The following is a 24,132-nucleotide window of genomic DNA, read 5'->3' as shown; positions in this document are numbered from 1 at the left end:
ACCGATGGGGCCCGACCCTACGAAGCGCCCTGGAGTGGCGTACACCCCTAGAGATACGCACGTCGCCCCCTAGCGCGACGGCCGAGGATTCCGACCGGGACCCGCCGGGGGATGTCCGGAGCAATGACCGGACCAGGGCCGTGTCCGCTGTCGCCGCAGTCCAACGCGGCAATTTGCGCTGGTCAAAGTGGCATCGGGGTCGGAATGGCCGATCGGGAGCCCGATCGGCTGCCGTAACCTCTCGGCGAAAGCACACGCCACTATATGTTTTCTATAGTGGATGGTTGGTGCCCTCCGAGAGGGTCGGTGACCGATTGTCCGGGTTCGACGGTGAATGGCCCCGCGGCTCCTTTCGAAAGCATCTTTTCGGTCAGTCCGAGTCGGGGGGCCGAGTTGGAGAATCGGCGATTTCGATCGCGAAAAGGGCGGCCGCTGTTCGGCTGACCGGCCCATCCCCGGGCAATGAGGACTGACTATGCTTTCCCGATCATGACCCAGTCGGTGGCTGGCAGACCAGACACCGCCTGTTGGTGTGCACCTCGCCGATCGCGGCGCTGACCACAAGCCAGCCCGCTACCTGGCCGGTCTGGCCCGAGACCGTCCGGTGGGTGCACGCGGTACGCCCGACTCTCGTGGCCGAGCGGCCTCATCAAGACCCGGGAGCGCACGCATCCGTCCACGTTCTCCGCTGTTCGTGGTCGTCGCGCACCCGGACTTCGTGCCACCCCGAGGCCCTCTGTGGGCCGGCATGTCAGGAGATCCAATGCATGGACCTATCCAGGTGCAGGTGTTCGCTCACGATGGGGTGGTCCTGGCCCGGCCACCCGATCCGGTGACGACCACCGGTAGCCGCTATCTCGCCGGTGCGGGCGCCGCCCTGTACAACGGGCTGGACATGATCACCGGTCTCCACCTGACCCTTCCGCACCAGTCGTCGGCCATCTGCAGCACCGGCTCCAGCGCCGACAAGTCGTTGCGTCTGCTCAGTCGGTGTGGTCTCAAGACGCCGAGCGACCTGCGCGAGTTTCGCTCCGGCGCGCAGGCGGTGCAGTTGGCCCGGGACGCCGCCGAGCGGGGCGAGACGCTGGAGTTCCAGTTCCCCCCGCACGATCCGCGACTGCGGGCGGCGCGAGCCCGGGTCTCCCCGGACCTGCTGGCCCGCCTCAACGACAAGACCATGCTGGAGACACTGGTCGCACCCGAATACCTGCCCCGTCGGCAGGTCGCCACCCCCGCCGAGGTACGCCGGATCGTGCAGCAGGACCGTCGGCCGGCGGTGGTCAAACCGTCCGGCGTCGAGGTGTACAGCGGGATCGCGATCTTCACCAGGCGGTTGCAGGACCGGCGTCACCGGGCCCTGTTCAACCAGCTGGAGCAGGTGAGCGAACGGTGGATCGTCGAGGAGGAGGTGCCCTTCCGGACGATCTGGGGAATCCAGTTCGGCGTGACCGAGAGCGGAGCGGTGCAGTACTTCGGTGCGTCCGTACACCTGCCGCAGCCCACGTCGACGTGGGTCGGTTGCGTGATGGACGACGACCAACCGCCGGCGGAGCTGGTCGAAGCGCTGACCGTAGGGGTCCGAAAGGCCAGTGCCCTCGGGTACCGGGGGTACTGCTCCTTCGACGCCGGGATCGGTCGGGACGGCGAACTGCGGGTCATCGACCCGAACTTCCGGGTCAGTGGAGCCACCACGTCGGTGCTGCACCGCAGCTCGCTGCTCGGTCGACATCCCTGCGCCATGACCACGTTCTTCTCGCTGGCCCCCGGCGTCGACGCCGAGCCGATCCTCGCTCCGTTCATCGACCGAGGGCAGTTCGTCGCGTTCATGCACCACGACCCGGCGGAGACGGACAACGGCCCGCTGCCGGCGACCATCGTCGGCATGGTCGGTGCCTCGGACCGGTACGCCTGCGGCGTGCTGGTCGCACAGATCCAGCGGGCGTTGGGCAGTTGACGTGTCGTTTCCCGGGCCTTGCCGCCCGGGGGACGACACGGCGACGGGCGACCGTGCACGGACGCGATGTGGCACATCGTGACGAGGGGGGAGTCCCGAGGCCGATCTGGCGGTGTACCGGGACCCGGGCTTCGAGGCCGCCTACCGCCGCGCCCTGCGCGAGGGGTTCGCCCAGGGCTCGGCGGGCTACGCCCGGGACACCGTCCTGGCCATGCGGCGATGGTCCTTCGACCTCGCGCAGATCACGGTTCCGGTCGACCCCTGGTGCGGCGAGCAGGACATCAGCCACTCACCCGACAACGGAGCGACGCCGGCCGCCCGGATCCCCGGTGCCGTCCGGCACCCCGTGCCGGAGGTCGGTGGCGCGGTGCTGTGGACCCGTGCCGAGCCGATCCTCCGCCGCCTGATCGGGCGACGACCCACCTGAGCCGGGCAGCCCGGCCGCGGCCGGGCTGCCGCCCGCTACATGCCGGCGAGGGCGGCCCGGACGGCGGACTCGGGGACGTCGGCGACCAGTTCGGGTCCGGCCGGGCCGTCCAGGACGAAGGACAGGCCCGAGGTGGCCTTCTTGTCCCGCCGCATCAGCGCGACCAACTCGTCGGGATCGACGCCGCCGGGCAGCGCGGTGTCGAGGCCGTAGCCCGCCACCACGTCGTGGTGCTCGGCCACCCGGTCGGCCGGGACGCGGCCGAGGGCGCCGGCCAGCCGGCCCGCGAAGACCGTGCCGACGCCGACCGCCTCGCCGTGCCGCAGGCCGAAGTCGGTGGCCCGCTCCAACGCGTGCCCCAGCGTGTGGCCGTAGTTGAGGATGTGCCGCAGGCCGGAGTCCCGCTCGTCGGCGGCCACCACCCGCGCCTTGAGCGCCACGCAGGCGGCGATCTGCTCCGCCACCGGCCGGTCGCGCAGCTCGCCCGCGCCGATGAAGTGCGCCCGGGCGATCTCCCCGTACCCGTTGCGCCACTCCCGCTCCGGCAGCGTGCCCAGGTGCTCGGTGTCGCAGAGCACCGCGCGGGGCTGCCAGTACACCCCGACGAGGTTCTTGCCCTCCGGCAGGTTGACCGCGGTCTTGCCGCCGACGCTCGCGTCCACCTGGGCGAGCAGCGAGGTCGGCAGGTGGATCACCGCGACGCCCCGGTGGTAGAGGCCGGCGGCCAGCCCGACCACGTCCGTGGTGGTGCCGCCGCCGCAGGAGACGACCGCGTCGGCGCGGGTCAGCCCGAACTCGGCGAACGTCCGGCAGAGCTGCTCCACCGTGGCCAGGTTCTTGTCGTGCTCGCCGTCGCGGGCCGGCACCACCCGGTGCGGCACGCCCGGGTCGGGCGTCCACTCCGGCGGCCGGGCCGAGACCACCACGACCCGCCGCGCGCCGATCCGCGCCACCTCCGCCGCCAGCCGGTGGCGCACCCCGGGGCCGATCAGCACCGGGTACGCGCGCTCCCCGAGCGCCACCTCGATCCGGGCCGGCCCGGCGGGAGCGTGAGGGTCAGGTGCGGACGCGTGCATGTGGCTGCTGCCTCCTCTGCGGGACGGGGACCGGCGCGGCGACGACCGGGCGGTCCCGGACCATCGACAGGCGCAGCGCCAGCGCGGCCAGCGAGTCGACGTCCGGCCCGATGCCCCACCGGTCGTGGGTGAGCTGGGCGTGGTGCGCCAGCAGGAAGCCCGCCGGCGTCGCCGGATGGTCGCGGCCGACCACGTCGGCCACCCGGTCCAGGTAGCGCTGCCAGGCCACGGCGACCTCCCCGCCCAGCGGCAGGTCGCCGGCGGCCAGGACGATCTTCTCCGCGCCGGCGTCCGCCTGCGCGGCGAGGTCCCGCCGCTGCGCGACGGTGAGTCGCTGACTGCGCTCCTGCCAGTGCAGGAAGAGGAACGCCAGCCGGTCGGCCGCCGGCACCAGCCCCGTCAGGTACCGCAGGTGCGCCACGGCCAGCGGCAGCTCGACGCCGGCCAGCCAGGGGGTGTCCCCGCCGAGCAGGGTCAGGGCCAGGTCGCTGCCCGCGGACGCGAGCGGGCCGCCCCGGGCGGCGTCACGCACCACGCACCGGTCGGCGGCGAAGGACATCCCCGGGTCGTACGCGAGCAGCCGCGCCCGTACCGCGTCGATCGCGGCCGGGGCGGCGTGGAAGCCGAGGCGCACGCGCGGCCCGGCGGGGGAGCCCTCCGGGTCGAAGAACCACTCCATGCCCGGATCGGCCCGGCGGGCGGCGGCGACCAGACCGGTGAGGACGGTTCCGACCAGCTCGGTCATCCGCGTGTCCGGGCGTCCGTCGGCCGGCACGGCCGAGCGGGCGAACAACCAGCAGCGTTCCAACGACGGCACCTCGGCTGACGGGCGGGTGGAGCACGGGACTCGACGGTCTGCGGGGGTCGCCCCATCATCGGCCTGCGGCCCGTCCCACCACCGGATCGGCGGTCCGAACTGGGGACGACTTAGGGGGTGACAGGGGTAGGACACCGGCAGGGTGCTCGGAAGACTTGGGCCGCTACGGCGAGCGGGGTCTACGCCGCGGATGAGAAGTCTCGCCGACGGACGGATGTGGTGACATGCTTCGGAGCGACCTGATCCAGCCGTTGTCCGATCTGATCGAGGCGCACGCCGCCAGGTTGGGGAACAAGGTCGCGTTCCGCGACGACCGCCGGGCGGTCGGCTACGCCGACCTGGCGGCGCGCACCCGCCGGCTGGCCGGTCACCTGGCGGTGTCGGGGGTCGGGCGGGGCGACCGGGTGGCCTTCTGCCTCGGCAACCGGGTGGAGACGGTGGAGACCTGGCTGGCCGTGACGCGGGCCGCCGCGGTCGGCGTACCGGTGAACCCGCACAGCACCGACGCGGAACTGGCCCACCTGCTGGACGACTCCGGCGCGGTGCTGGTGGTCACCGACCCGCGGCACCTCGACCAGCTGCTGCGGCTGCGCGCCGACCGGCCGGCCCTGCGGGTCGTGGTCACCGGGGACGGGCCGGTGCCCGCCGGAGTCACCGCGTGGCGCGACCTGGTCGACACCGAGCCGGGTGTGGCCGCCCGTGACGACCTGGGCCTCGACGAGGTCGCCTGGATGCTCTACACCTCCGGCACCACCGGCCGGCCCAAGGGTGTGCTCTCCACCCAGCGCACCTGCCTCTGGTCCGTCGCGGCCTGCTACGTGCCGATCCCCGGGCTCACCGCCGCCGACCGGGTGGTCTGGCCGCTGCCGTTGTTCCACAGCCTTTCCCACATCGGCTGCGTGCTGAGCGTGACCGCAGTCGGCGCCACGGCCCGCCTCATCGACGGCTTCTCCGCCGACGACGTGCTGCGCGCGGTCGACGAGGACGAGGCCACCGTGCTGGCCGGTGTGCCGGCCATGTACCACCACCTGGTCACCGCTGCCCGGGAGACCGGCTTCCGCGCCCCGGCCCTGCGGGTCTGCCTGGTCGGCGGGGCGATCACCACCGGCGCGCTGCGTCGGGCGTTCGACGAGGTCTTCGACGCGCCGCTGCTCGACGCGTACGGCAGCACGGAGACCTGCGGCTCGATCGCCGTCACCCGGCCGGACCAGCCCCGCGTCGAGGGGTCCTGCGGGCGCGCGGTGCCCGGCGTCGAGGTGCGCCTGGTCAGCCCGCAGACGGGCCTGGACGTGCCGACCGGCGCCGAGGGCGAGGTCTGGGTCAGCGGGCCGAGCGTCATGCTCGGCTACCACGGCCTGCCGGAGGTCACCGCCGCCGCCCTGCGCGACGGCTGGTACCGCACCGGAGACCTGGCCCGCCGCGACGCGGACGGCAACATCTTCGTCACCGGCCGGCACCAGGAACTGATCATCCGGGGCGGCGAGAAGATCCACCCGGCCGAGGTGGAGGAGGCGCTGCGCGCCGTGCCCGGCGTCGCCGACGTGGCGGTGACCGGCCGCCCGCACGACGTGCTCGGCGAGGTGCCGGTCGCGTTCGTGGTGCCCGGGCCGGAGGGCTTCGACCCCCGGGCCGGGTACGCGGCCTGCCGGGAGAAGCTCTCCTACCACAAGGTTCCGGAAGAGCTGTACGAGATCGGGCAGGTGCCCCGCACCGCCTCCGGCAAGGTCACCCGCCGGCTCCTGCTCGACCGGCCGGCGCGGCTGCGGGCCGTCAACGGCAGCCACCACGAGGCGCTGAGCCTGTTCGCCTGGCAGCCGCTGGACCTGGCCGCCGTACCGCCGGTCGAAGCGCCCGTCCCGACGGCGGCCCAGGCCGCCGCCGCCCTGGCCCGCCGCTGGGCGGTCGTCGGCGCCGGGAGCGAGGCGCTGCTGGAGCCCCTGCGTGCGGCGTCGCCGGGGGACCGGTTCCGGTCCCACCCGGACCTGGCCGTCCTGCGCGAGGCCCCGGACGTGCCCGACGTGACGGTGCTGCTGGTCGAGCCGGCCGACGCCGTCGCGGCGGACCTCGCCGACCGGCTGCGTGGCTGGCTCGACGACGACCGGTTCGCCGGCACCCGGCTGGTGCTGCTGACCGGCCCGGCCGGCGACGCCGCCGCGAGCGATCCGGCCACCGGGTCCGGCGCGCCCGACGCCGCCACCGCGCCGGGCGTGGCCGCCGAGCGGTTCGAGCCCGACCCGGGGGCCGGCGCGGCCCAGGCGGTCGGCCGCAGCCTGCAGGCCGCGTACCCGGACCGGATCGTGCTGGTCGACCGCGACGCCGGACACCGCTCGGCCGCCCTGCTCCCCGCCGTGGTGGAGGCCGGCGCCGCGCAGGTCGCGCTGCGGGCCGGAGCCGCCCTGCACGCGGTCCTCGTGCCCGCCCCCGCGGCCATGCCGGCGCGGCCGGTCACCGTGGCCGACCCGGACCGCCCGGTCCTGGTCACCGGCGCCGAGGGGCCGACCGGCGCGGCGTTGGCCCGACACCTCGTCGCCGCCCACCGCGTCCGCCGGCTGCGGCTGCTCCACGTCGGCGCCACGGCCGGGGTCGCCCTGGCGGACCTGGTCGCCGAACTCACCACCGCCGGTGCCGACGCTGCCGCGCTGCCCGTTGACCAGGCGGGGGACGAGCCGCTCGGCGGGGCCTTCCTCTGCCCGTCCGACGACGACCTGACCGACGACGAGGGCGTCGCCCGGCTGCTCCGCCTCGCCGGGACGCTGGACGCCGCGACCCGGCTCCCGGCCGCCGCGTTCACCGTCCTCGCCCCGTCCGCCCTGCTGCTGGGCGCCGCCGGGCAGGAGCGGGCCGCCTCAGCCGTCGGCGCCCTGCACGCCCTGGCCGCCCGACGGCGGGCCGCCGGTCTCCCGGCCCGGCTCGTCGGCACGACCGCCGCGCCGACCGCGCGCGCCGACCGGGAGTCGTCGCCCACCACCGGGGCGGCCGGCCCCCACCCGGGGGAGCGGACCGGCGACGCGCCGGCGGCCGTACGCGCCGACCTCGCCGCGTTCGACGTGGCCCACGACGGCGACGACCTGGTCCTGCTCGCCCGTCCGGCGGGCCACGCCGATGCCGCGCACCCCGCCTGGCGTACGCCCGTCGCGGCGGCTCGCCACGCCTCCGACGACCGGGACGCTGCCGAGCTGCGCCGCCGGCTGGCCGGGCTGACCACCGCCGAGGGGGACCGGCTCCTGCTCGACCTGGTCCGCGCCGCCACCGCCGAGGTGGCCGGCCTGTCCGGCCCGGCCGCGGTCCGCCCCGGCCGCGCCTTCAAGGAACTCGGCTTCACCTCGGTCAGCGCGGTCGCCCTGCGCGACCGGCTGGCCCGCGCGACCGGGGTACGGCTCTCCGCGACGGCCGCGTTCGACCGGCCCAGCCCGGACGCTCTCGCCCGACACCTCGCCGCCCGGCTGCGCGGCAGCACCGGGCAGGCCGGTCCCGTGGCGGACGGGCCGGCAGCGCCGTCAACCGTGGACGATCCGGTGATCGTCGTCGCCATGGCCTGCCGGCTCCCCGGCGGTGTCGGTTCCCCCGAGGAGCTGTGGGACCTGGTCGACCAGGGCCGCGAGGGGCTCACGGAGTTCCCCACCGACCGGGGCTGGGACCTGGCGCACCTGTTCTCCGACGACGCCGACCGTCCCGGCACCTCGTACGTCCGGGTGGGCGGCTTCCTGACCGACGCCGCCGACTTCGACGCCGCCCTGTTCGCGATCAGCCCGCGCGAGGCGCTGGCCATGGACCCGCAGCAGCGGCTGCTGCTGGAGACGTCCTGGGAGCTGTTCGAGCGGGCCGGCATCGACCCCACCTCGCTGCGCGGCAGCGCCACCGGGGTCTTCACCGGCGTCATGCACCACGACTACGCCGCGAACCTGCGCCAGGCGCCGCCCGGCACCGAGGGCTACCTCGGCGTCGGGACCGCCGGCAGCGTCGTCTCCGGCCGCGTCGCCTACGCGCTGGGGCTGGAGGGACCGGCGGTCACGGTCGACACGGCGTGCTCGTCGTCGCTGGTGGCGCTGCACCTGGCCGCCCAGGCGCTGCGCGCCGGCGACTGCTCCCTCGCCGTGGCCGGCGGCGTGGCGGTGATGGGCACCCCGCAGGCGTTCGTGGAGTTCAGCCGGCAGCGCGGGCTCGCCCCGGACGGGCGGTGCAAGGCGTTCGCCGAGGGCGCCGACGGCACCGGCTGGTCCGAGGGCGTCGCCGTGCTGCTGCTGGAACGGCTCTCCGACGCCCGCCGGCGCGGACACCCCGTCCTCGCCGTGCTGCGCGGCTCCGCAGTCAATCAGGATGGCGCGTCCAACGGGCTCACCGCCCCCAACGGGCCCGCCCAGGAGCGGGTCATCCGCCGGGCGCTGGCCGTGGCCGGACTCTCCAGCGCGGACGTGGACGTCGTCGAGGCGCACGGCACCGGCACCCGGCTGGGCGACCCGATCGAGGCGCAGGCGCTGCTCGCCACGTACGGGGCGGGGCGCGGTGACGCCGAGCCGCTGCGGCTGGGCTCGCTGAAGTCCAACCTCGGCCACACCCAGGCCGCAGCCGGGGCCGCCGGGGTGATCAAGATGGTGCTCGCGATGCGGCACGGAAAGCTGCCCCGCACCCTGCACGTGGACGCCCCGACGTCGGAGGTGGACTGGGGCGCCGGCGCGGTCGAGGTGCTCGCGGAGGCCCGCCCGTGGCCCGAGGTGCGACGACCCCGGCGGGCCGGCATCTCGTCGTTCGGCATCAGCGGCACCAACGCCCACGTCATCGTCGAGGCGCCCGCCGCCGACCCGCCGTCCGGGCCCGGGGCCGTGGACCGGCAGGCGTTGTCCGGGTTCGCGGACCGGCAGGCGTTGTCCGGGGCCGCGGACCGGCAGGCGTCGTCCGGGGCCGCCTCCGCGACCCGGCGACCGCCCGTGCCGTGGCTGCTCGCCGCGGCCTCCGGCGAGGCGCTGCGGGACCAGGCGGCCCGCCTGCTGACCTGGCTCGACGGGCCCGGGGCGGATGCCGACCCGGCCGACGTCGGGCACGCGCTCGCCACCACCCGCGCCGCCCTCGAACACCGGGCCGTGGTGCTGGCCGGCGACCCGGCCACCGCCCGCGCGGGCCTGACCGCGCTGACCCGGGGCGAGCCGGACCCGGACGTGCCGACCGTGCTGACCGGCCGGGTCGTCGACGGCCGGCTCGGCCTGCTCTTCGGCGGGCAGGGTGGCCAGCGCGCCGGCATGGGCCGCGCACTGCACGCGGCGTACCCGGTCTTCGCCGACGCCTTCGACGCCGCCTGCGCCGAACTCGACCGCTGCCTCGCCGGCCACGCCCCGCACCCCGTCGCCGACGTCGTCTTCGCCGCCGAGGGCGGCGAACTGGCCGACCTGCTCGACCACACCCTGTACACCCAGCCGGGGCTGTTCGCCTTCGAGGTCGCGCTGTACCGCCTCCTGGAGTCCTGGGGGGTGCACCCCGACGCGGTGCTCGGCCACTCCGTCGGTGAGCTGGCCGCCGCGCACGTGGCCGGGGTGTTCGCCCTCGCCGACGCGGCGGCGCTCGTCGCCGCCCGGGCCCGGCTGATGCAGCAGCTTCCCGCCGGGGGCGCGATGGTCGCCATCGAGGCCGACGAGGCCGAGGTCGCCGCGCACCTGACCGACCGGGTGGGCCTCGCCGCCGTCAACGGCCCGACCAGCGTCGTCGTCTCCGGCGACACCGACGCGGTGCTGGCCGTCGCGGCCACCCTGCGCGCCGCCGGGCGTCGGACCAGCCGGCTGCGCGTGTCGCACGCGTTCCACTCGCCGCGCATGGAGCCGATGCTCGACGAGTTCCGCGCGGTGGCGGCCGGCCTCACGTACCGCACCCCGCACCTGCCGGTGGTGTCCAACCTGACCGGTCACCCCGTCGACCCGGCCCGGCTCTGCTCGCCCGACTACTGGGTGGCGCACGTCCGGGGCACCGTCCGCTTCCAGGACGGCGTGCGGGCCCTGCACGGGCAGGGCGTCACCACCTTCCTCGAGGTCGGTCCGGCCGGCGTGCTCACCGCGATGGCCCAGGACTGCCTCGTCGCCGAGGCCGACGAGCTGGCCTTCGTCCCCGCCGTGCGGGGCGTCGCCGACGAGCCGGAGGCGCTGCTCGCCGCCGTGGCGCGGCTGCACGTGCGGGGCGTCCCGGTGGACCGCGCCGCCCTCGCCGGCCCCGGGCCGCACCGCCGCGTCGACCTGCCCACGTACGCCTTCCAGCGCCGGCACTACTGGCTGCCCGCCTCCACCGCGGCCGGCGGCCCGGTCGGCGTCGGACTGGACGACGCCGGGCACCCGCTGCTCGGCGGCGTGCTGCCGGTCGCCGGCACCGGGCAGGTGGTCTGCACCGGCCGGGTCTCCGCGGCCACCCAGCCGTGGCTGGCCGCCCCCGGCGACGGCACCGCCGCGCTGCTGCCCGCCACCGCCCTGCTGGACATGCTCACCCACCTCGGCGCACGGCTCGGCACCCCGACCGTGGAGCGGCTGCGCGTCCCCGAGCCGGTGCCGCTGCCCGCCGAGCTGACCGTCGAGGTGCAGGTCGGCGTCTCCGCGCCGGACGAGCGCCAGCGCCGGGTGGCGCACTGCCACGTCCGGGCCGGCGACGGGCAGCCCTGGCGGGAGGTCGCCGAGGCCGTGCTCGGCCCGGTCGACCCGGAGAGCGGCCGGGGCGCCCTCGCCCCGGCCTGGCCGCCCACCGGGGCCCGGCCGGTGGACCTGACCACCCCGCAACGCCGAGCCATGGTCGGGGAACTCGCCCGGGCCGCGTGGGTCGCCGCCGACCGGCTCTTCGTCGACGTACGCCTGCCCGAGGACGCCCGGGACCCGGACGCCGAGCGGTACGGCGTGCACCCGCTGGTGCTGGAGGCGGCCCTGCGCCTGCTCCCGCTGGCCGACTTCGCGCCCGGCGACGACACCGACACCGGGCCCGCCGCCCGGCTGCTGCCCACCGAGTGGGCGGGGGTGCGCCTGCACGCCACCGGGGCGCACGCGCTGCGCGTCTGCCTGGCCCCCGCCGGGGCGGACGCGGTGACGCTGAGCGCCGTCGACGACGCGGGTGTGCCCGTGCTCGACGTGGACCGGGTGGTGCTGCGGGCCGTGGACCTGCCGCCCGCCGACGCGCCGGCGTCCCCGGCCGCACCCGCCGGCCTGTACGCCGTCGACTGGCTGCCCGCGGCGTTCCCGGCGACGCCGGCGCCCTCCTGGACGCTCGCCGACGGCACGCCCCCGGACGGACCGCTGCCGCCGCTGCTGGTGCTACGGGTCGGCGACGGCGAGCCGGGCCGGTCGGTGCCCGACCGGGCGCACGCCGTCGGCCTCGCCGTGCTCGGGGCGCTCCAGAGCTGGCTGGCCGACCCCCGCGCGGAGACCACCCGCCTGGCCCTCGCCGTCCGTGACGGTGACCCGGTGCACGCCCCGGTGGCCGGGCTGGTCCGGGTCGCCCAGGCCGAGCAACCCGACCGGTTCCTGCTGCTCAGCCTCGACGCCACCGACGACGCCACCGTCCGGGCGGCGCTGGCCGTCGCCACGGACGAGCCCGAGGTCGCCGTCCGCGACGGCCGCGCGCTGCTGCCCCGGCTCCACCCCGTCGAACGGCCCCCGGCCGGTACGCCGCTCGCGGCGCTGGCCGGCGGTACCGTGCTGGTGACCGGCGGCACGGGCGGGGTCGGCCGGCACGTCGCCACCCACCTCGCCACCGTGCACGGCGTCGCCGAGCTGGTCCTGGTCAGCCGCACCGGCCAGGCCGGCGAGTGGACGGCCGCGTTGACCGACGCCGGCGTCACCGTCCGGGTGGTCGCGGCCGACGTCGCCGACCGGGCGGCGCTCGCCGAGGTCGTCGCCCCGCTGGCCGACCGGCTGGTCGCCGTGGTGCACGCCGCCGGGGCCACCGACGACGCCCTGCTCACCGACCTCGACCAGGCCCGCTGGCGGCGGGCCCTGCGGTCCAAGGTGCACGGCGCGTGGCACCTGCACGAGCTCACCGCCGGCCTCGACCTGGCCGCGTTCGTGCTCTTCTCCTCGGCCGCCGCCACCTTCGGCAGCCCCGGCCAGGGCAACTACGCGGCCGGCAACGCGTTCCTCGACGCGCTCGCCGCGCACCGGCGCGCCCAGGGACTCCCGGCGACCGCCCTGGCCTGGGGGCTCTGGGCCGCGCAGGACGGGATGGCCGGCCGGCTCGCCCCGGCGGACCTGGCCCGGCTCGCCCGGGGCGGCACCCGTCCCCTCGACACGGCCGCCGGCCTGGCGCTGTTCGACGCCGCCCTGCACGTCGACCGGCCCACGTTGGTGCCGATCGGGCTCGACCTGGCCGCCGTGCGAGTCTCCGGCGAGGTGCCCGCCCTGCTGCGGGCGCTGCTGCCCCCGCCGCCCCGTCGGGCCGTCAACGCCGACTCCGCGCCCGCCTCCGCCAAGGGCTTCGCCGACCGGCTGGCCGAGCTGGCCGAACCCGACCGCGCCGCCCTGCTGCTGGACCTCGTACGCACCCGGTGCGCCACCGTGGTCGGGCACACCGGCCCCGACGACGTCGAGCCGCGCCGCCCGTTCAAGGAGCTCGGCTTCGACTCGCTGATGGCCGTCGAACTGAGCAACCGGCTCACCGCCGTCACCGGCGTCCGGCTCGCCCCGCACGCAGTGTTCAACCACCCCACCCCGGAGCTGCTCGCCGCCCACCTGCACGCCCGGCTGCTCGGCACCGCCGCCACCGAGGTCGCCGACGCGAGCACCGTCGCCCTGGACGAGCCGGTCGCCATCGTCGCGATGGCCTGCCGGTTCCCCGGCGGCATCGGCTCCCCCGAGGAGCTGTGGCGGCTGCTCGACGCGGGCGGGGACGTCATCGGCGAGCTGCCCGACGACCGGGGCTGGCCGCTGGCCGACCTCTACGACCCGGTGCCCGGCACGCCCGGCCGGACGTACGCGCGGGCCGGCGGGTTCCTGACCGGGATCGCCGACTTCGACGCCGCGTTCTTTGGCATCAGCCCCCGCGAGGCCCTCGCGATGGACCCGCAGCACCGGCTGCTGCTGGAGACCTCCTGGGAGGCGCTGGAGCGCGGCGGCATCGACCCGGCCACCCTGCGGGGCAGCCGCACCGGCGTCTTCGCCGGCACCCACGGGCAGGACTACGGCGACCGGATCGCCCCCGGCGTCGTCTCCGACGACGGCGAGGTCGTCGCCGACGAGGGGCACCTGCTCACCGGCACGGCCGGCAGCGTCCTCTCCGGCCGGGTCGCGTACGCGCTCGGGCTGGAGGGGCCGGCCGTCACCGTGGACACCGCCTGCTCGGCGTCCCTGGTGGCGCTGCACCTGGCCGTCCAGGCGCTGCGTCAGGGCGACTGCGACCTGGCCCTGGCCGGCGGCGTGTCGGTGCTGTCCACCCCGGCCGGGCTGACCGGGTTCAGCCGTCAGCGCGGTCTCGCCGCCGACGGGCGCTGCAAGGCGTTCGCCGAGGACGCCGACGGCTTCGGCATGTCCGAGGGCGTCGGGATGCTGGTGGTGGAACGCCTCTCCGACGCCCGCCGCCGGGGCCACCCCGTCCTCGCCGTGGTCCGCGGCACGGCGGTCAACCAGGACGGCGCGTCCAACGGGCTGACCGCCCCGAACGGACCGTCGCAGGAACGGGTCATCCGGGCCGCGCTGGGCGCCGCCGGGCTGACCGCCGCCGAGGTGGACGTGGTGGAGGCGCACGGCACCGGCACGTCGCTCGGCGACCCCATCGAGGCGGAGGCGATCCTCGCCACCTACGGGCAGCGTCCGGCCGACGCCCCGCCGGTGCTGCTCGGCTCGGTCAAGTCCAACCTCGGGCACACCCAGGCCGCGGCCGGCGTGGCCGGGGTGCTGAAGATGGTCCTCGCCATGCGGCACGGCCGGCTGCCCCGCACCCTGCACGCCGAGCGCCGCAGCTCGCGTGTCGACTGGGACTCGGGATCGCTGGAACTGCTCACCGAGGCCCGCCCGTGGCCCTCGGCGGACCGGCCGGCGCGGGCCGGTGTCTCGTCGTTCGGCATCAGCGGCACCAACGCCCACGTGATCGTCGAGGCGGTCGCCGGGGCGGCGACCCCGGAGCCCGTCGCCGAACCCACGCCGCCGGAGGCGCACGCGCTGCCGTGGCTGCTCTCGGCGCGTACCCCGGAGGCGCTCGTCGGTCAGGCCCGCCGGCTGCGGGAGCACCTCGCCGAGCGGCCCGAGCAGCGGCCCCTCGACGTGGCCTGGTCGCTGGCCACCAGCCGGAGCACCTTCGACTCGCGGGCGGTGCTGGTCGGCGCGTCGCCGGAGCGGGTCGCCGCCGCCCTCGACGCGCTCGCCGAGGGCCGGCCCGACCCGGCGGTGACGCGGGGCGAGGCCCGGCCCGCCGGCCGGTGCGTCTTCGTCTTCCCGGGACAGGGCTCCCAGTGGCTCGGCATGGGACTGGACCTGCTCGACCAGGCCCCGGTGTTCGCCGAGCGGATGGCGGCCTGCGACGCGGCGCTGCGGCCGTACCTGGACTGGTCGCTGCTGGACGTGCTGCGCCGGGTGCCCGGCGCGCCCGGCCTCGACGAGGTCGACGTGGTGCAGCCCGCCCTGTTCGCGATGATGGTGTCGCTGGCCGAGCTGTGGCGCTCCTACGGGGTTCAGCCGGCCGCCGTGGTCGGTCACTCGCAGGGCGAGATCGCCGCCGCCTGCGTCGCCGGGGTGCTCTCCCTGCCCGACGCCGCCCGGGTGGTGGCGCTGCGCAGCCGGGCGCTGCGGGCCCTGGCCGGGCACGGGGCGATGGCCTCGGTCGCGCTCCCCGGCGACACGGTCCGCGACCGGATCGCCCGGTTCGGCGACCGGATCTCGATCGCCGCCGTGAACGGCCCGGCCGCCGTGGTCGTGTCCGGCGAGCCGGAGGCGGTGGAGGAACTCCTCGCCGAACTGGCCGGCGAGCAGGCCCGGGTCCGGCGGATCGCCGTCGACTACGCCTCCCACTCCGCCCAGGTGGAACGCATCCGCGACGAACTGGCCGAGGTGCTGGCGGGCATCGCCCCCGGCCCGGCGGCCGTGCCGCTCTTCTCCACCACCGACCTGCGCTGGCTCGACGGGGAGGAGATGGGGCCGGACTACTGGTACCGCAACCTGCGGCAGCCGGTCGAGCTGGAACGGGCGATCCGCTCGCTGGCCGCCCAGGGCCACGACACGTACGTCGAGTGCAGCCCGCACCCGGTGCTCACCGTGGGCATCGAGGAGACGCTCGCCGACCACGACGGCGAGACCGTGGTGGTCGGCTCGGTCCAACGCGACCAGGGCGACCGCGAGCGGTTCCTGCTCTCCCTGGCCCAGCTGCACGTGTGCGGGGTCGAAGTGGACTGGCGACCCGCGCTGGCCGGCGGCCGGCGGGTCGACCTGCCCACGTACGCCTTCGCCCACCGCCGCTACTGGCCCCGGCCCGTCTCCGGCCCCGGCGACGTCGGCGCCGCCGGCCTGGAGGCCGCCGGGCATCCGCTGCTCGGCGCGTCGGTCGCGCTGGCCGAGGCGAGGAGCCACCTGTTCACGGGGCGGCTGTCGAGCGACGCGCAGCCGTGGCTGGCCGACCACCGGGTCACGGAGAGCGTGCTGGTGCCCGGCACCGGCCTGGTGGAGCTCTGCCTCCGCGCCGGCGACGAGATCGGCCACCCGGTCCTCGACGAGCTGGTCATCGAGGCCCCGCTGACCCTGCCCGCCGCCGGCGCGACCCAGGTGCAGGTGGTGGTCGGCGCGGGCGGCGACGACGGACGCCGCCCGGTGACCGTGCACTCCCGGCCCGCCGACGGCCCGGCCGGGGCTCCGTGGACCCGGCACGCCAGCGCCATCCTCTCCGCCGACCAGCCCGTCGCGTCGCCGCAGCTCACCGCGTGGCCGCCGCGCGACGCCCGTCCCGTCGACCTGACCGGCTTCTACGCCGACCTGGCAGCCGACGGCTACGCGTACGGGCCGGCGTTCCAGGGGCTGCGCCAGGTGTGGACGAGCGGCGACGAGGTCTACGCCGAGGTGGAGCTGCCGTCGGCCCAGCGGGTCGACGCCGACCGGTACGGCCTGCACCCGGCCCTGTTCGACGCCGCCCTGCACGCCGCACACTTCGGCGGTCTCGCCGAGGCCGGGGCCGGTCGGCTGCTGCTGCCGTTCGCCTGGAACGGCGTCACCCTGCACGCCACCGGTGCGACCGCCCTGCGGGTGCGGCTCACCCAGGTCGCGCCGTACGCCATCGCGTTGACCGCCGCCGATCCGACTGGCGCCCCGGTCGCCGAGGTGACCGCCCTGACGATGCGGCCGATCTCCGCCGCGGAGCTGGCCGTCACCGACGACCGCGCCACCCGCGACGCCCTGTTCCGCATGGACTGGACGCCGCTGCCGCCGGTCGACGCGGCCACCCCGGTCGACGCCGTGACCATCGCCCCCGGCCTGGACGGGTACCCGCTGCACCCGGGGCTGGACGCGCTCGCCGACGCCGTCGACGCGGGACTGGCCCTGCCCGGGGCCGTGCTCGTGCCGCTCGACGCGGAACCCGCACAGCCCGCCCCCCGCGCGGCGCGCCACGCCGCCGTCCGCGCCCTCGACCTCGTCAGGCGCTGGCTCACCGAGCCCCGCTGGGCGGCGTCGCGGCTGCTGCTCGTGACCCGGGGCGCGGTGGCCGTGCACCACGCCGGCGAGGTGACCGACCCGGCCGCCGCGGCGGCGTGGGGGCTGGTCCGCTCCGCCCAGTCGGAGAACCCGGGCCAGCTGGTCATCGTCGACGTCGACGGCGACGGGATCGGCCCCGACCAGGTCGCCGCCCTGTTGGCGGCGGCCGAGCCGCAGGCGGCGGTCCGGGCCGGCGCCGCGTACGTGCCGCGGCTGGCGCGGGCCGGGTCGACGGGCGAGCTGACCGCCCCGCCCGCCGCCGCGTGGCGGCTGGACGCGCCGGTGCGGGGCAGCCTGGAGAACCTCACCCTGAGCCCGACCGACGCGGCCGACGCCGCTCTCGGCCCCCGCGAGGTCCGGGTACGCGTCCGCGCCGCCGGCCTGAACTTCCGCGACGTGCTCAACGCGCTCGGCCTCTACCCGGGCGACGCGGGGCCGCTCGGCGGCGAGGGCGCCGGCGAGGTCGTCGAGGTGGGCGCCGAGGTGACCGACCTGCGGCCCGGTGACCGGGTGTTCGGGGTGTTCGTGGGCTGCTTCGGCCCCGTCGCGGTCACCGACCGCCGGTTGCTGGCCCCGATGCCGGCCGGCTGGTCGTTCGTCGAGGCCGCCTCCGTGCCGGTGGTCTTCCTGACCGCGTACCACGGTCTGGTCAACCTGGCCGGGCTCACCCGGGGCGAGTCGGTGCTGGTGCACGCGGCGGCCGGCGGCGTCGGCATGGCCGCCGTGCAGCTCGCCCGGCACCTCGGCGCCGAGGTGTACGCCACCGCCAGCCCCGCCAAATGGGACGCCCTGCGGTCGATGGGCCTCGACGAGGACCACCTCGCCTCGTCCCGGACCCTCGACTTCGAGACCCGGTTCGCCGAGGTGACCGGCGGACGGGGCGTCGACGTGGTGCTGGACTCGCTGGCCCGCGAGTTCGTCGACGCCTCGCTGCGGCTGCTGCCGCGCGGCGGACGGTTCATCGAGATGGGCAAGACCGACATCCGCGACGCCGCCCAGGTCGCCGCCGACCACCCGGGGGTGGCCTACACCGCCTTCGACCTGACCCTGGAGGACCCCGACGAGGTGCAGCGCATGCTCGTCGTGCTGCTGGGGCTCTTCGAACGGGGAACGCTCACCCCGCTGCCCACCCAGGTGTGGGACGTCCGCCAGGCGCCGGAGGCGTTCCGGCACGTCAGCCAGGCCCGGCACGTCGGCAAGGTGGTGCTCACCATGCCCCGGGCGTGGGACCCCGACGGCACCGTGCTGCTGACCGGCGGAACCGGGACCCTGGGCAGGCTGGTCGCCCGGCGACTGGTCGAGACGCACGGCGTACGGCGGCTGCTGCTGGTCAGCCGCCGCGGCGAGCGGGCTCCCGGCGCGGCCGAGGCGGTCGCCGAACTGCGCGCCCTGGGGGCCGAAGCCACGGTGGTGGCGGCCGACGTGGCCGACCGGGACACCCTGGCCCGGGTCCTGGACGGGGTACCGGCACGGCACCCGCTGACCGCGGTCGTGCACCTGGCCGGGGTGCTCGACGACGGGGTGGTCACCGCCCTCACCCCGCAGCGCGTCGACACGGTGTTCGCGCCGAAGCTCGACGCCGCGTGGCACCTGCACGAACTCACCCGCCACCTCGACCTGGCCGGGTTCGTGCTGTTCTCCTCCGGCGCGGGCGTCTTCGGCGTGCCCGGCCAGGCGAACTACGCGGCGGCCAACGCGTTCCTCGACGCGCTCGCCCTGGCGCGCCGGGCCGAGGGCCTGGCGGGTCGGTCGTTCGCCTGGGGGCTGTGGGAGCAGGCCAGCGAGATGACCGCGAAGCTGGACCGCGCCGATCCCCGGATCACCGCCCGGGACGGGCAGCTGGCGATCCCGTCCGACCTGGGGATGGCCCTGTTCGACGCGGGCCTGCGGCTGGCCGAACCGGTCCTGGTGCCGACCCGGATCGACGTCGCGGCGCTCGGCGAACGGGTCGAGCGGCCCCCGGCCCTGCTGCGTGGGCTGATGCGACGGGAACGGCCGAGCGCCCGGTCCACCGCCCCGGCCGGCGGCGGGCGCACCCTCGCCGACGAGCTGGCGGCCCTGGCCGGGCCCGACCGCCACGGCCTGGTGGTCGACCTGGTCCGCGAGCAGGCGGCGAGCGTGCTCGGGCACGGCAGCCGCGCGGCGGTCGCCCCCGGCCGGGCGTTCAGCCAGATCGGCTTCGACTCGTTGACCGCCGTCGAGCTGCGCAACCGGCTGACCACGGCGACCGGTCTGCGCCTGCCGGCCACGCTGATCTTCGACTACCCGGACCCGAACGAGCTGGCCACGTTCCTGGTGTCCCAGCTGGCGCCGGACACCGAGCCGACGGTTCCGCCGGTCCTCACGGACCTGGAGAACCTGGAACGCTCGCTGACCGAGGCCAGTGTCGAACCGGAGCTGCACGCCCAGATCGGGTCCCGGTTGGAGGTGCTCATCGCCAAGTGGCGCACGATGCGCGCCGGCTCGGGCGGCGATCCCGACCTCGACCTCGAACAGGCCAGCGACGACGACCTCTTCGACCTCATCGACTCCGAACTCGGTCTCTGATGGCCGCCCGGCCGCGCCACACGGCGCGAGTCGTCCCTGTAGACACCGTGTCCGACCGACCCGCGAGGAACCGATACCGATGCTGATGACCGACGTCCTGATCGTGGGGTACGGCCCCGTCGGTGAGATGCTCACGATCCTGCTGGCGCAGCGAGGACTCACCGTCACGGCGGTCGAGCGGTGGGCCACCCCGTACAACTTCCCGCGTGCCGTGTCGTACGACGGGGAGGCGAGCCGCATCCTGGCCGCCGCGGGCGTCGCCGACCGGCTCGGCCCCGTGGTCGAGTCGTCGGGCGAGTACACCTTCAAGAACGGCTTCGGCCGGACCCTGCTGCACGTGAAGGTGACCGGCGACGGCCCGATGGGTTGGCCCGACTCGGTCTCCTTCTACCAGCCGGGCCTCGAGGCGCTGCTCGCCGAGCGGGGAGCGGAACTGCCGGGCGTCACGGTGCTGCGCCCGTACCAGGTGACCGGCCTGGTCGAGCACGACGACCGGGTCGAGGTCACCATCGCCGGGCCGGAGGGCGAGGAGGTCCGCGCGGCCCGCTGGGTCGTCGGCTGCGACGGGGCCAACAGCTTCGTCCGGGAGCACCTGGGCAGCGGCGTCAGCGACCTCGGCTTCACGTACGACTGGCTGGTCTGCGACGTGGTGCCGCACGAGGCCCGCGAGTTCAAGCCGAACAACCTCCAGGTCTGCGACCCGGCGCGCCCCCGCACGGCGGTGTCGGCGGGCCCCGGGCACCGCCGGTGGGAGTTCATGCGGGTGCCGGGGGAGAGCCGGGAGGAGTTCGAGAGCGTCGAGAGCGTGTGGCGGCTGCTCGGCCTCTTCGACATCACACCGGAGAACGCCACCCTGGAGCGTTACGGCGTCTACACCACCCAGGCGTGCTCGGCCGACCGTTGGCGCTCCGGCCGGATCCTGATCGCCGGTGACGCGGCGCACGTGATGCCGCCGTTCATGGGGCAGGGGATGAGCTCGGGTTTTCGGGACGCCCTCAACCTCGCCTGGAAGCTCGACCTGGTGCACCGCGGCCTGGCCGACGAGGCGCTGCTGGACACCTACCAGGAGGAGCGCTGCGCGCACGTGCAGCACGCCATCCGGATGTCCATGGACTCGGGCACGGTGATCTGCGAGACCGACCGCACCGCCGCGGCCGGCCGGGACGCGGTCATGCTCGCCGAACTGCGCCGGCGCACCTCCCGGCCGCGCACCCGTTCCCTGCTGGAGCCCCTGGCCGGCGGCGTCCTGCACGGTCGTACGGCCGAGGCCCCCGCGGCCGGCGCCGGCGTGCCGATGCCGCAGGGGCGCGTCGAGGTCGACGGTCGCGCCGGGCTCTTCGACGAGGTCGTCGGCACCGGCTTCGTCCTGCTCTGCGCCGAGGACCCCGACGGCCTGCTCGACGCGGACGCCCGGGCCTTCCTGGACTCGCTCGACGCCCGGGTGGTCCGGGTCGTTCCCGCCAGCGCGCCCGCGCCCGCCCCCGCGCCCGGCGCCGTGCCGACCGCCTTCGACCTCGACGACGTGTACCTGTCCCACCTCAAGCGGTACGACGCCGTCGCGGTGCTCGTCCGGCCCGACTTCTACGTCTTCGGCATGGCCGCCGACCCGGCCGGTGTGCCCGCGCTCGTCGAGGACCTGCGCGAGCAGGTCCGGCGCGGCTGATCGGCATCCACCCACCGGAAGGAACCCACATGTTCGAGAACCTGAAGATCGCCGGCCGGGCGATCCGCACGGTCTTCACCGCCGACCCCATCACCCGGGTCCGGCGCTTCTACGAGATCCAGTCGCCCGACGTGGAGTTCGCGGCCCGCCGTACCCACTACATGAACGTCGGCTACTGGGAAGACGGGGTCACCGACCTCGACACGGCCGCCGAGGCGCTGGCCGACAAGCTGGCCGACGCCGCCGGGTTCAAGCCTGACGACACCGTCCTCGACGTGGGCTTCGGCTACGCCGACCAGGACTTCAAGTGGCTGCGCGAGCGCCGGGTCGCCAAGGTGTACGGGCTGAACATCACCCCGCACCACGTCGAGGCGGCGCAGCGCCGGGCCCGCGAGGAGGGCCTCGCGGACCAGACCGACTTCCGGCTGGGCAGCGCCACCGAACTGCCCTTCGAGGACAACACCTTCGACCGGGTCGTCGCCCTGGAGTCGGCCTTCCACTTCTACCCGCGCAGCGCGTTCTTCGCCGAGGCGCTGCGGGTGCTCCGCCCGGGTGGCGTGCTGGCCACGGCCGACATCATCCCGGTCAGCGGCAACGTCGTGCGGGCGGCCATCCAGTCCGGCCCGCTGAGCTTCGTCAAGTTCAGCATCCCCAAGGAGAACTGGCACGACCGGGACACGTACCGGCAGGAGCTCGTCGAGGCCGGCTTCGCCAACCCGGAGGTGCACTCCATCAAGGACCGCACCTGGGAGGGCTGGCGGGCGTACATGGCCGAGCGGACCAACGACCCCGAGTTCCGCGCCGTCGTCAAGCCCGCCGTGCGCAAGAGCATGGCCGCGCACTGGAAGAACCAGAACCTCATGAAGCGCGAGCTGGCGCAGCTCGACTACGTGATCGCGGTCGGCCACAAGCGGTGACGCCCCCGCATGGACGAGGGGCCCGCCGACCGGTCGTGACACCGGTGGACGGGCCCCTCGGCCGTGCGTATCAGATGGCCGGCGTCGCACCCAGGGCCGTCGAGATGGCCCGCAGGACCGCCGGCTGGTGCTCGGCCAGGAAGAAGTGCCCGCCCGGGTAGACCTTCAGGTCGAACGCTCCGGTGGTGTGGGTCGACCAGGCCCGGGCCTCCTCGACCGTCGTCTTCGGGTCGTCGTCGCCGGTGAAGACGGTGATCGGGCAGCTCAGCGGCGGACCCGGCCGGTAGGAGTAGGTCTCCGCGGCGCGGTAGTCACTGCGGATTGCCGGCAACGCGGCCCGCAGCATCTCCGGGTCCCCGAGGATGGCGGAGTTGGTGCCGCTCAGCTTCCGGACGTCGGCCAGCAGGCCCTCGTCGTCGAGCAGGTGCACCGTCTCGTGCCGTGCCTGGGACGGCGCCCGGCGGCCGGACGCGAACAGGTGCGCCGCCGTACCACCGTCCTGCTCGATCAGCCGGGCGAGCTCGAACCCGACGCTGGCCCCCATGCTGTGCCCGAAGATGGCTACCGGCTCGTCCAGCCAGGGCCGCAGCACGGTGAAGACCTCCCGCGCGAGCTGGTGGATGTCACCGATGCACTTCTCGTGGCGGCGGTCCTGCCGTCCCGGGTACTGGATCGACAGCACCTCGACGCCGGGGGAGAGGCTGCGGGAGACGGGAAAGTAGAAGCTGGCCGACCCGCCGGCGTGGGGCAGGCACACCAACCGCCTCGCGCCACCCGGAGCCGGGTGGAAGCGTCGCACCCACAAGCCGTTGTCGGTATCTGGCGTGGTCATCCTTGGCGGTCCTTCCGGCGACTGCGGTTCCCGACCGGATCGACACAGACCCGGTCGAGGCGACGCTAGTGCGACGGGTCGGGACCGGACACCCCTAGCTGGCCCGTTGCCTGGTTAGGGGTTGTCCGCGCTCGCACGCACCCAATAACTTCTCCCCGCAGATGGGGATCTGCGTGGCTCTCGGCCGAGCGAGCCGAACGACAGATACAGGTGTCGCCTGAGACTTCTGCGCATTCGTACCGTCGCTTACGTCGAGTCTCCGCCGTGAATCGCGATGGGCTGGGTTGATGGACACCGAAGACAAGCTCCGGGAGTACCTGAAGAGAGTCACCGCAGACCTGCGGCGGACCCGGCAACGGCTCCGGGACGTCGAGGCCGAGGCGCAGCAGCCGATCGCGATCGTCGGTACGGGCTGCCGGTTCCCGGGCGGGGTACGCACGGCCGAGGAGCTGTGGGACCTCGTCGCGGCCGGCGGCGACGCCATCGCCTCCTTCCCCACCGACCGCGGCTGGGACCTGGACACGCTCTACGACCCCGAGCGGTCCCGGCCGGGCACCTCCTCGGTCCGCGAGGGCGGCTTCGTGCCCGACGCCGCCGAGTTCGACCCCCGGCTGTTCGGGGTCTCGCCGCGCGAGGCCCTCGCGATGGACCCGCAGCAGCGGCTGCTGTTGGAGACGTCGTGGGAGGCGGTCGAGTCGGCGGGCATCGACCCCACCAGCCTGAAGGGCGCCCGCGTCGGGGTCTTCGCCGGCATGACCCACAGCGGGTACGCCCACCCGCCGGAGACCCCGCCGGCAGGCGTGCAGGACTACCTGGGTCTCGGAAACGCGGGCAGCATCGCCTCGGGCCGGGTGGCGTACTCGTTCGGCTTCGAGGGGCCGGCGGTGACGGTGGACACGGCGTGTTCGTCGTCGCTGGTGGCGTTGCACCTGGCGGTGCAGGCGTTGCGGTCCGGGGAGTGCGACCTCGCCCTGGCCGGTGGTGTGACGGTGATGCCCACCCCGGCGGTGTTCGTCGACTTCACCCGGCAGGGCAACCTGTCGCCGGTGGCCCGGTGCCGGGCGTTCGCCGACGCGGCGGACGGCACGGCCCTCGCCGAGGGCGTGGGCGTGCTGCTGGTGCAGCGGTTGTCGGACGCGCAACGCGACGGGCGCCGGATCCTCGCGGTGGTGCGCGGCACGGCCGTGAACCAGGACGGCGCGTCGAATGGTTTGACGGCGCCGAATGGTCCGTCGCAGCAGCGGGTGATCCGGCAGGCGTTGGCGTCGGCGGGTCT

Annotated in this window: 8 protein-coding genes and 1 pseudogene; 6 read left to right on the top strand and 3 right to left on the bottom strand. The window is 75.6% G+C overall.

What is annotated here, in order from left to right; translation table 11 throughout:
- The first annotated feature begins 787 nt into the window (after positions 1-787).
- Together AB0G13_RS08940 and AB0G13_RS08935 are read left to right on the top strand one after the other, a co-directional pair.
- Entirely contained in the window at positions 788-1,954 is a 1,167-nt protein-coding gene (locus tag AB0G13_RS08940; RefSeq protein ID WP_357871050.1) for an ATP-grasp domain-containing protein, read from the top strand.
- An 88-nt stretch (positions 1,955-2,042) separates the two neighbouring features.
- A pseudogene (locus AB0G13_RS08935) lies at positions 2,043-2,381 on the top strand (alpha/beta hydrolase); the annotation flags it as partial.
- Positions 2,382-2,416: 35 nt separating this feature from the next.
- Here the strand turns inward: AB0G13_RS08935 and AB0G13_RS08930 are convergent.
- Positions 2,417-3,457 carry a 3-dehydroquinate synthase family protein gene (locus AB0G13_RS08930; RefSeq protein ID WP_357871047.1) on the bottom strand — a complete coding sequence of 347 codons (1,041 nt, stop codon included), beginning with the start codon at positions 3,455-3,457 and terminating at the stop codon, positions 2,417-2,419.
- Entirely contained in the window at positions 3,438-4,274 is an 837-nt protein-coding gene (locus AB0G13_RS08925; protein ID WP_357871045.1) for a hypothetical protein, read from the bottom strand. Before AB0G13_RS08925 ends, AB0G13_RS08930 begins: the two co-directional genes overlap by 20 nt.
- A gap of 224 nt (positions 4,275-4,498) precedes the next feature.
- Here AB0G13_RS08925 and AB0G13_RS08920 point away from each other — a divergent pair, with 224 nt between their 5' ends.
- The 3 genes from AB0G13_RS08920 (at position 4,499) to AB0G13_RS08910 (ending at position 22,024) form a co-directional block, all read left to right on the top strand.
- The gene (locus AB0G13_RS08920) at positions 4,499-19,444 is read left to right on the top strand and encodes an SDR family NAD(P)-dependent oxidoreductase (protein ID WP_357871043.1); all 14,946 of its coding nucleotides are present in this window, start codon (positions 4,499-4,501) and stop codon (positions 19,442-19,444) included.
- A 79-nt stretch (positions 19,445-19,523) separates the two neighbouring features.
- Positions 19,524-21,107, top strand: a complete 1,584-nt coding sequence (locus AB0G13_RS08915; protein WP_357871040.1) for a bifunctional 3-(3-hydroxy-phenyl)propionate/3-hydroxycinnamic acid hydroxylase — start codon at positions 19,524-19,526, stop codon at positions 21,105-21,107.
- 29 nt (positions 21,108-21,136) lie between these two features.
- Complete coding sequence (locus AB0G13_RS08910) at positions 21,137-22,024, top strand: class I SAM-dependent methyltransferase (RefSeq protein ID WP_357871037.1); 888 nt, start codon at positions 21,137-21,139, stop codon at positions 22,022-22,024.
- Positions 22,025-22,094: 70 nt separating this feature from the next.
- Here AB0G13_RS08910 and AB0G13_RS08905 read toward each other — a convergent pair whose 3' ends face one another.
- Positions 22,095-22,856 (bottom strand): alpha/beta fold hydrolase, encoded by a 762-nt coding sequence (locus AB0G13_RS08905; protein ID WP_357871035.1) that lies wholly within the window; start codon positions 22,854-22,856, stop codon positions 22,095-22,097.
- 287 nt (positions 22,857-23,143) lie between these two features.
- Between AB0G13_RS08905 and AB0G13_RS08900 the strand changes: the two genes are divergently transcribed.
- Positions 23,144-24,132 (top strand): beta-ketoacyl synthase N-terminal-like domain-containing protein (locus AB0G13_RS08900; RefSeq protein ID WP_357871032.1); only part of this gene is annotated, 989 nt, incomplete at its 3' end.

The sequence above is a fragment of the Micromonospora sp. NPDC023633 genome, assembly GCF_040640035.1.
Classification (GTDB): Bacteria; Actinomycetota; Actinomycetes; order Mycobacteriales; family Micromonosporaceae; genus Micromonospora.
The sequence above is the reverse complement of the archived record's forward strand: the minus strand, read 5'-3'. Positions and strand labels throughout refer to the sequence as shown.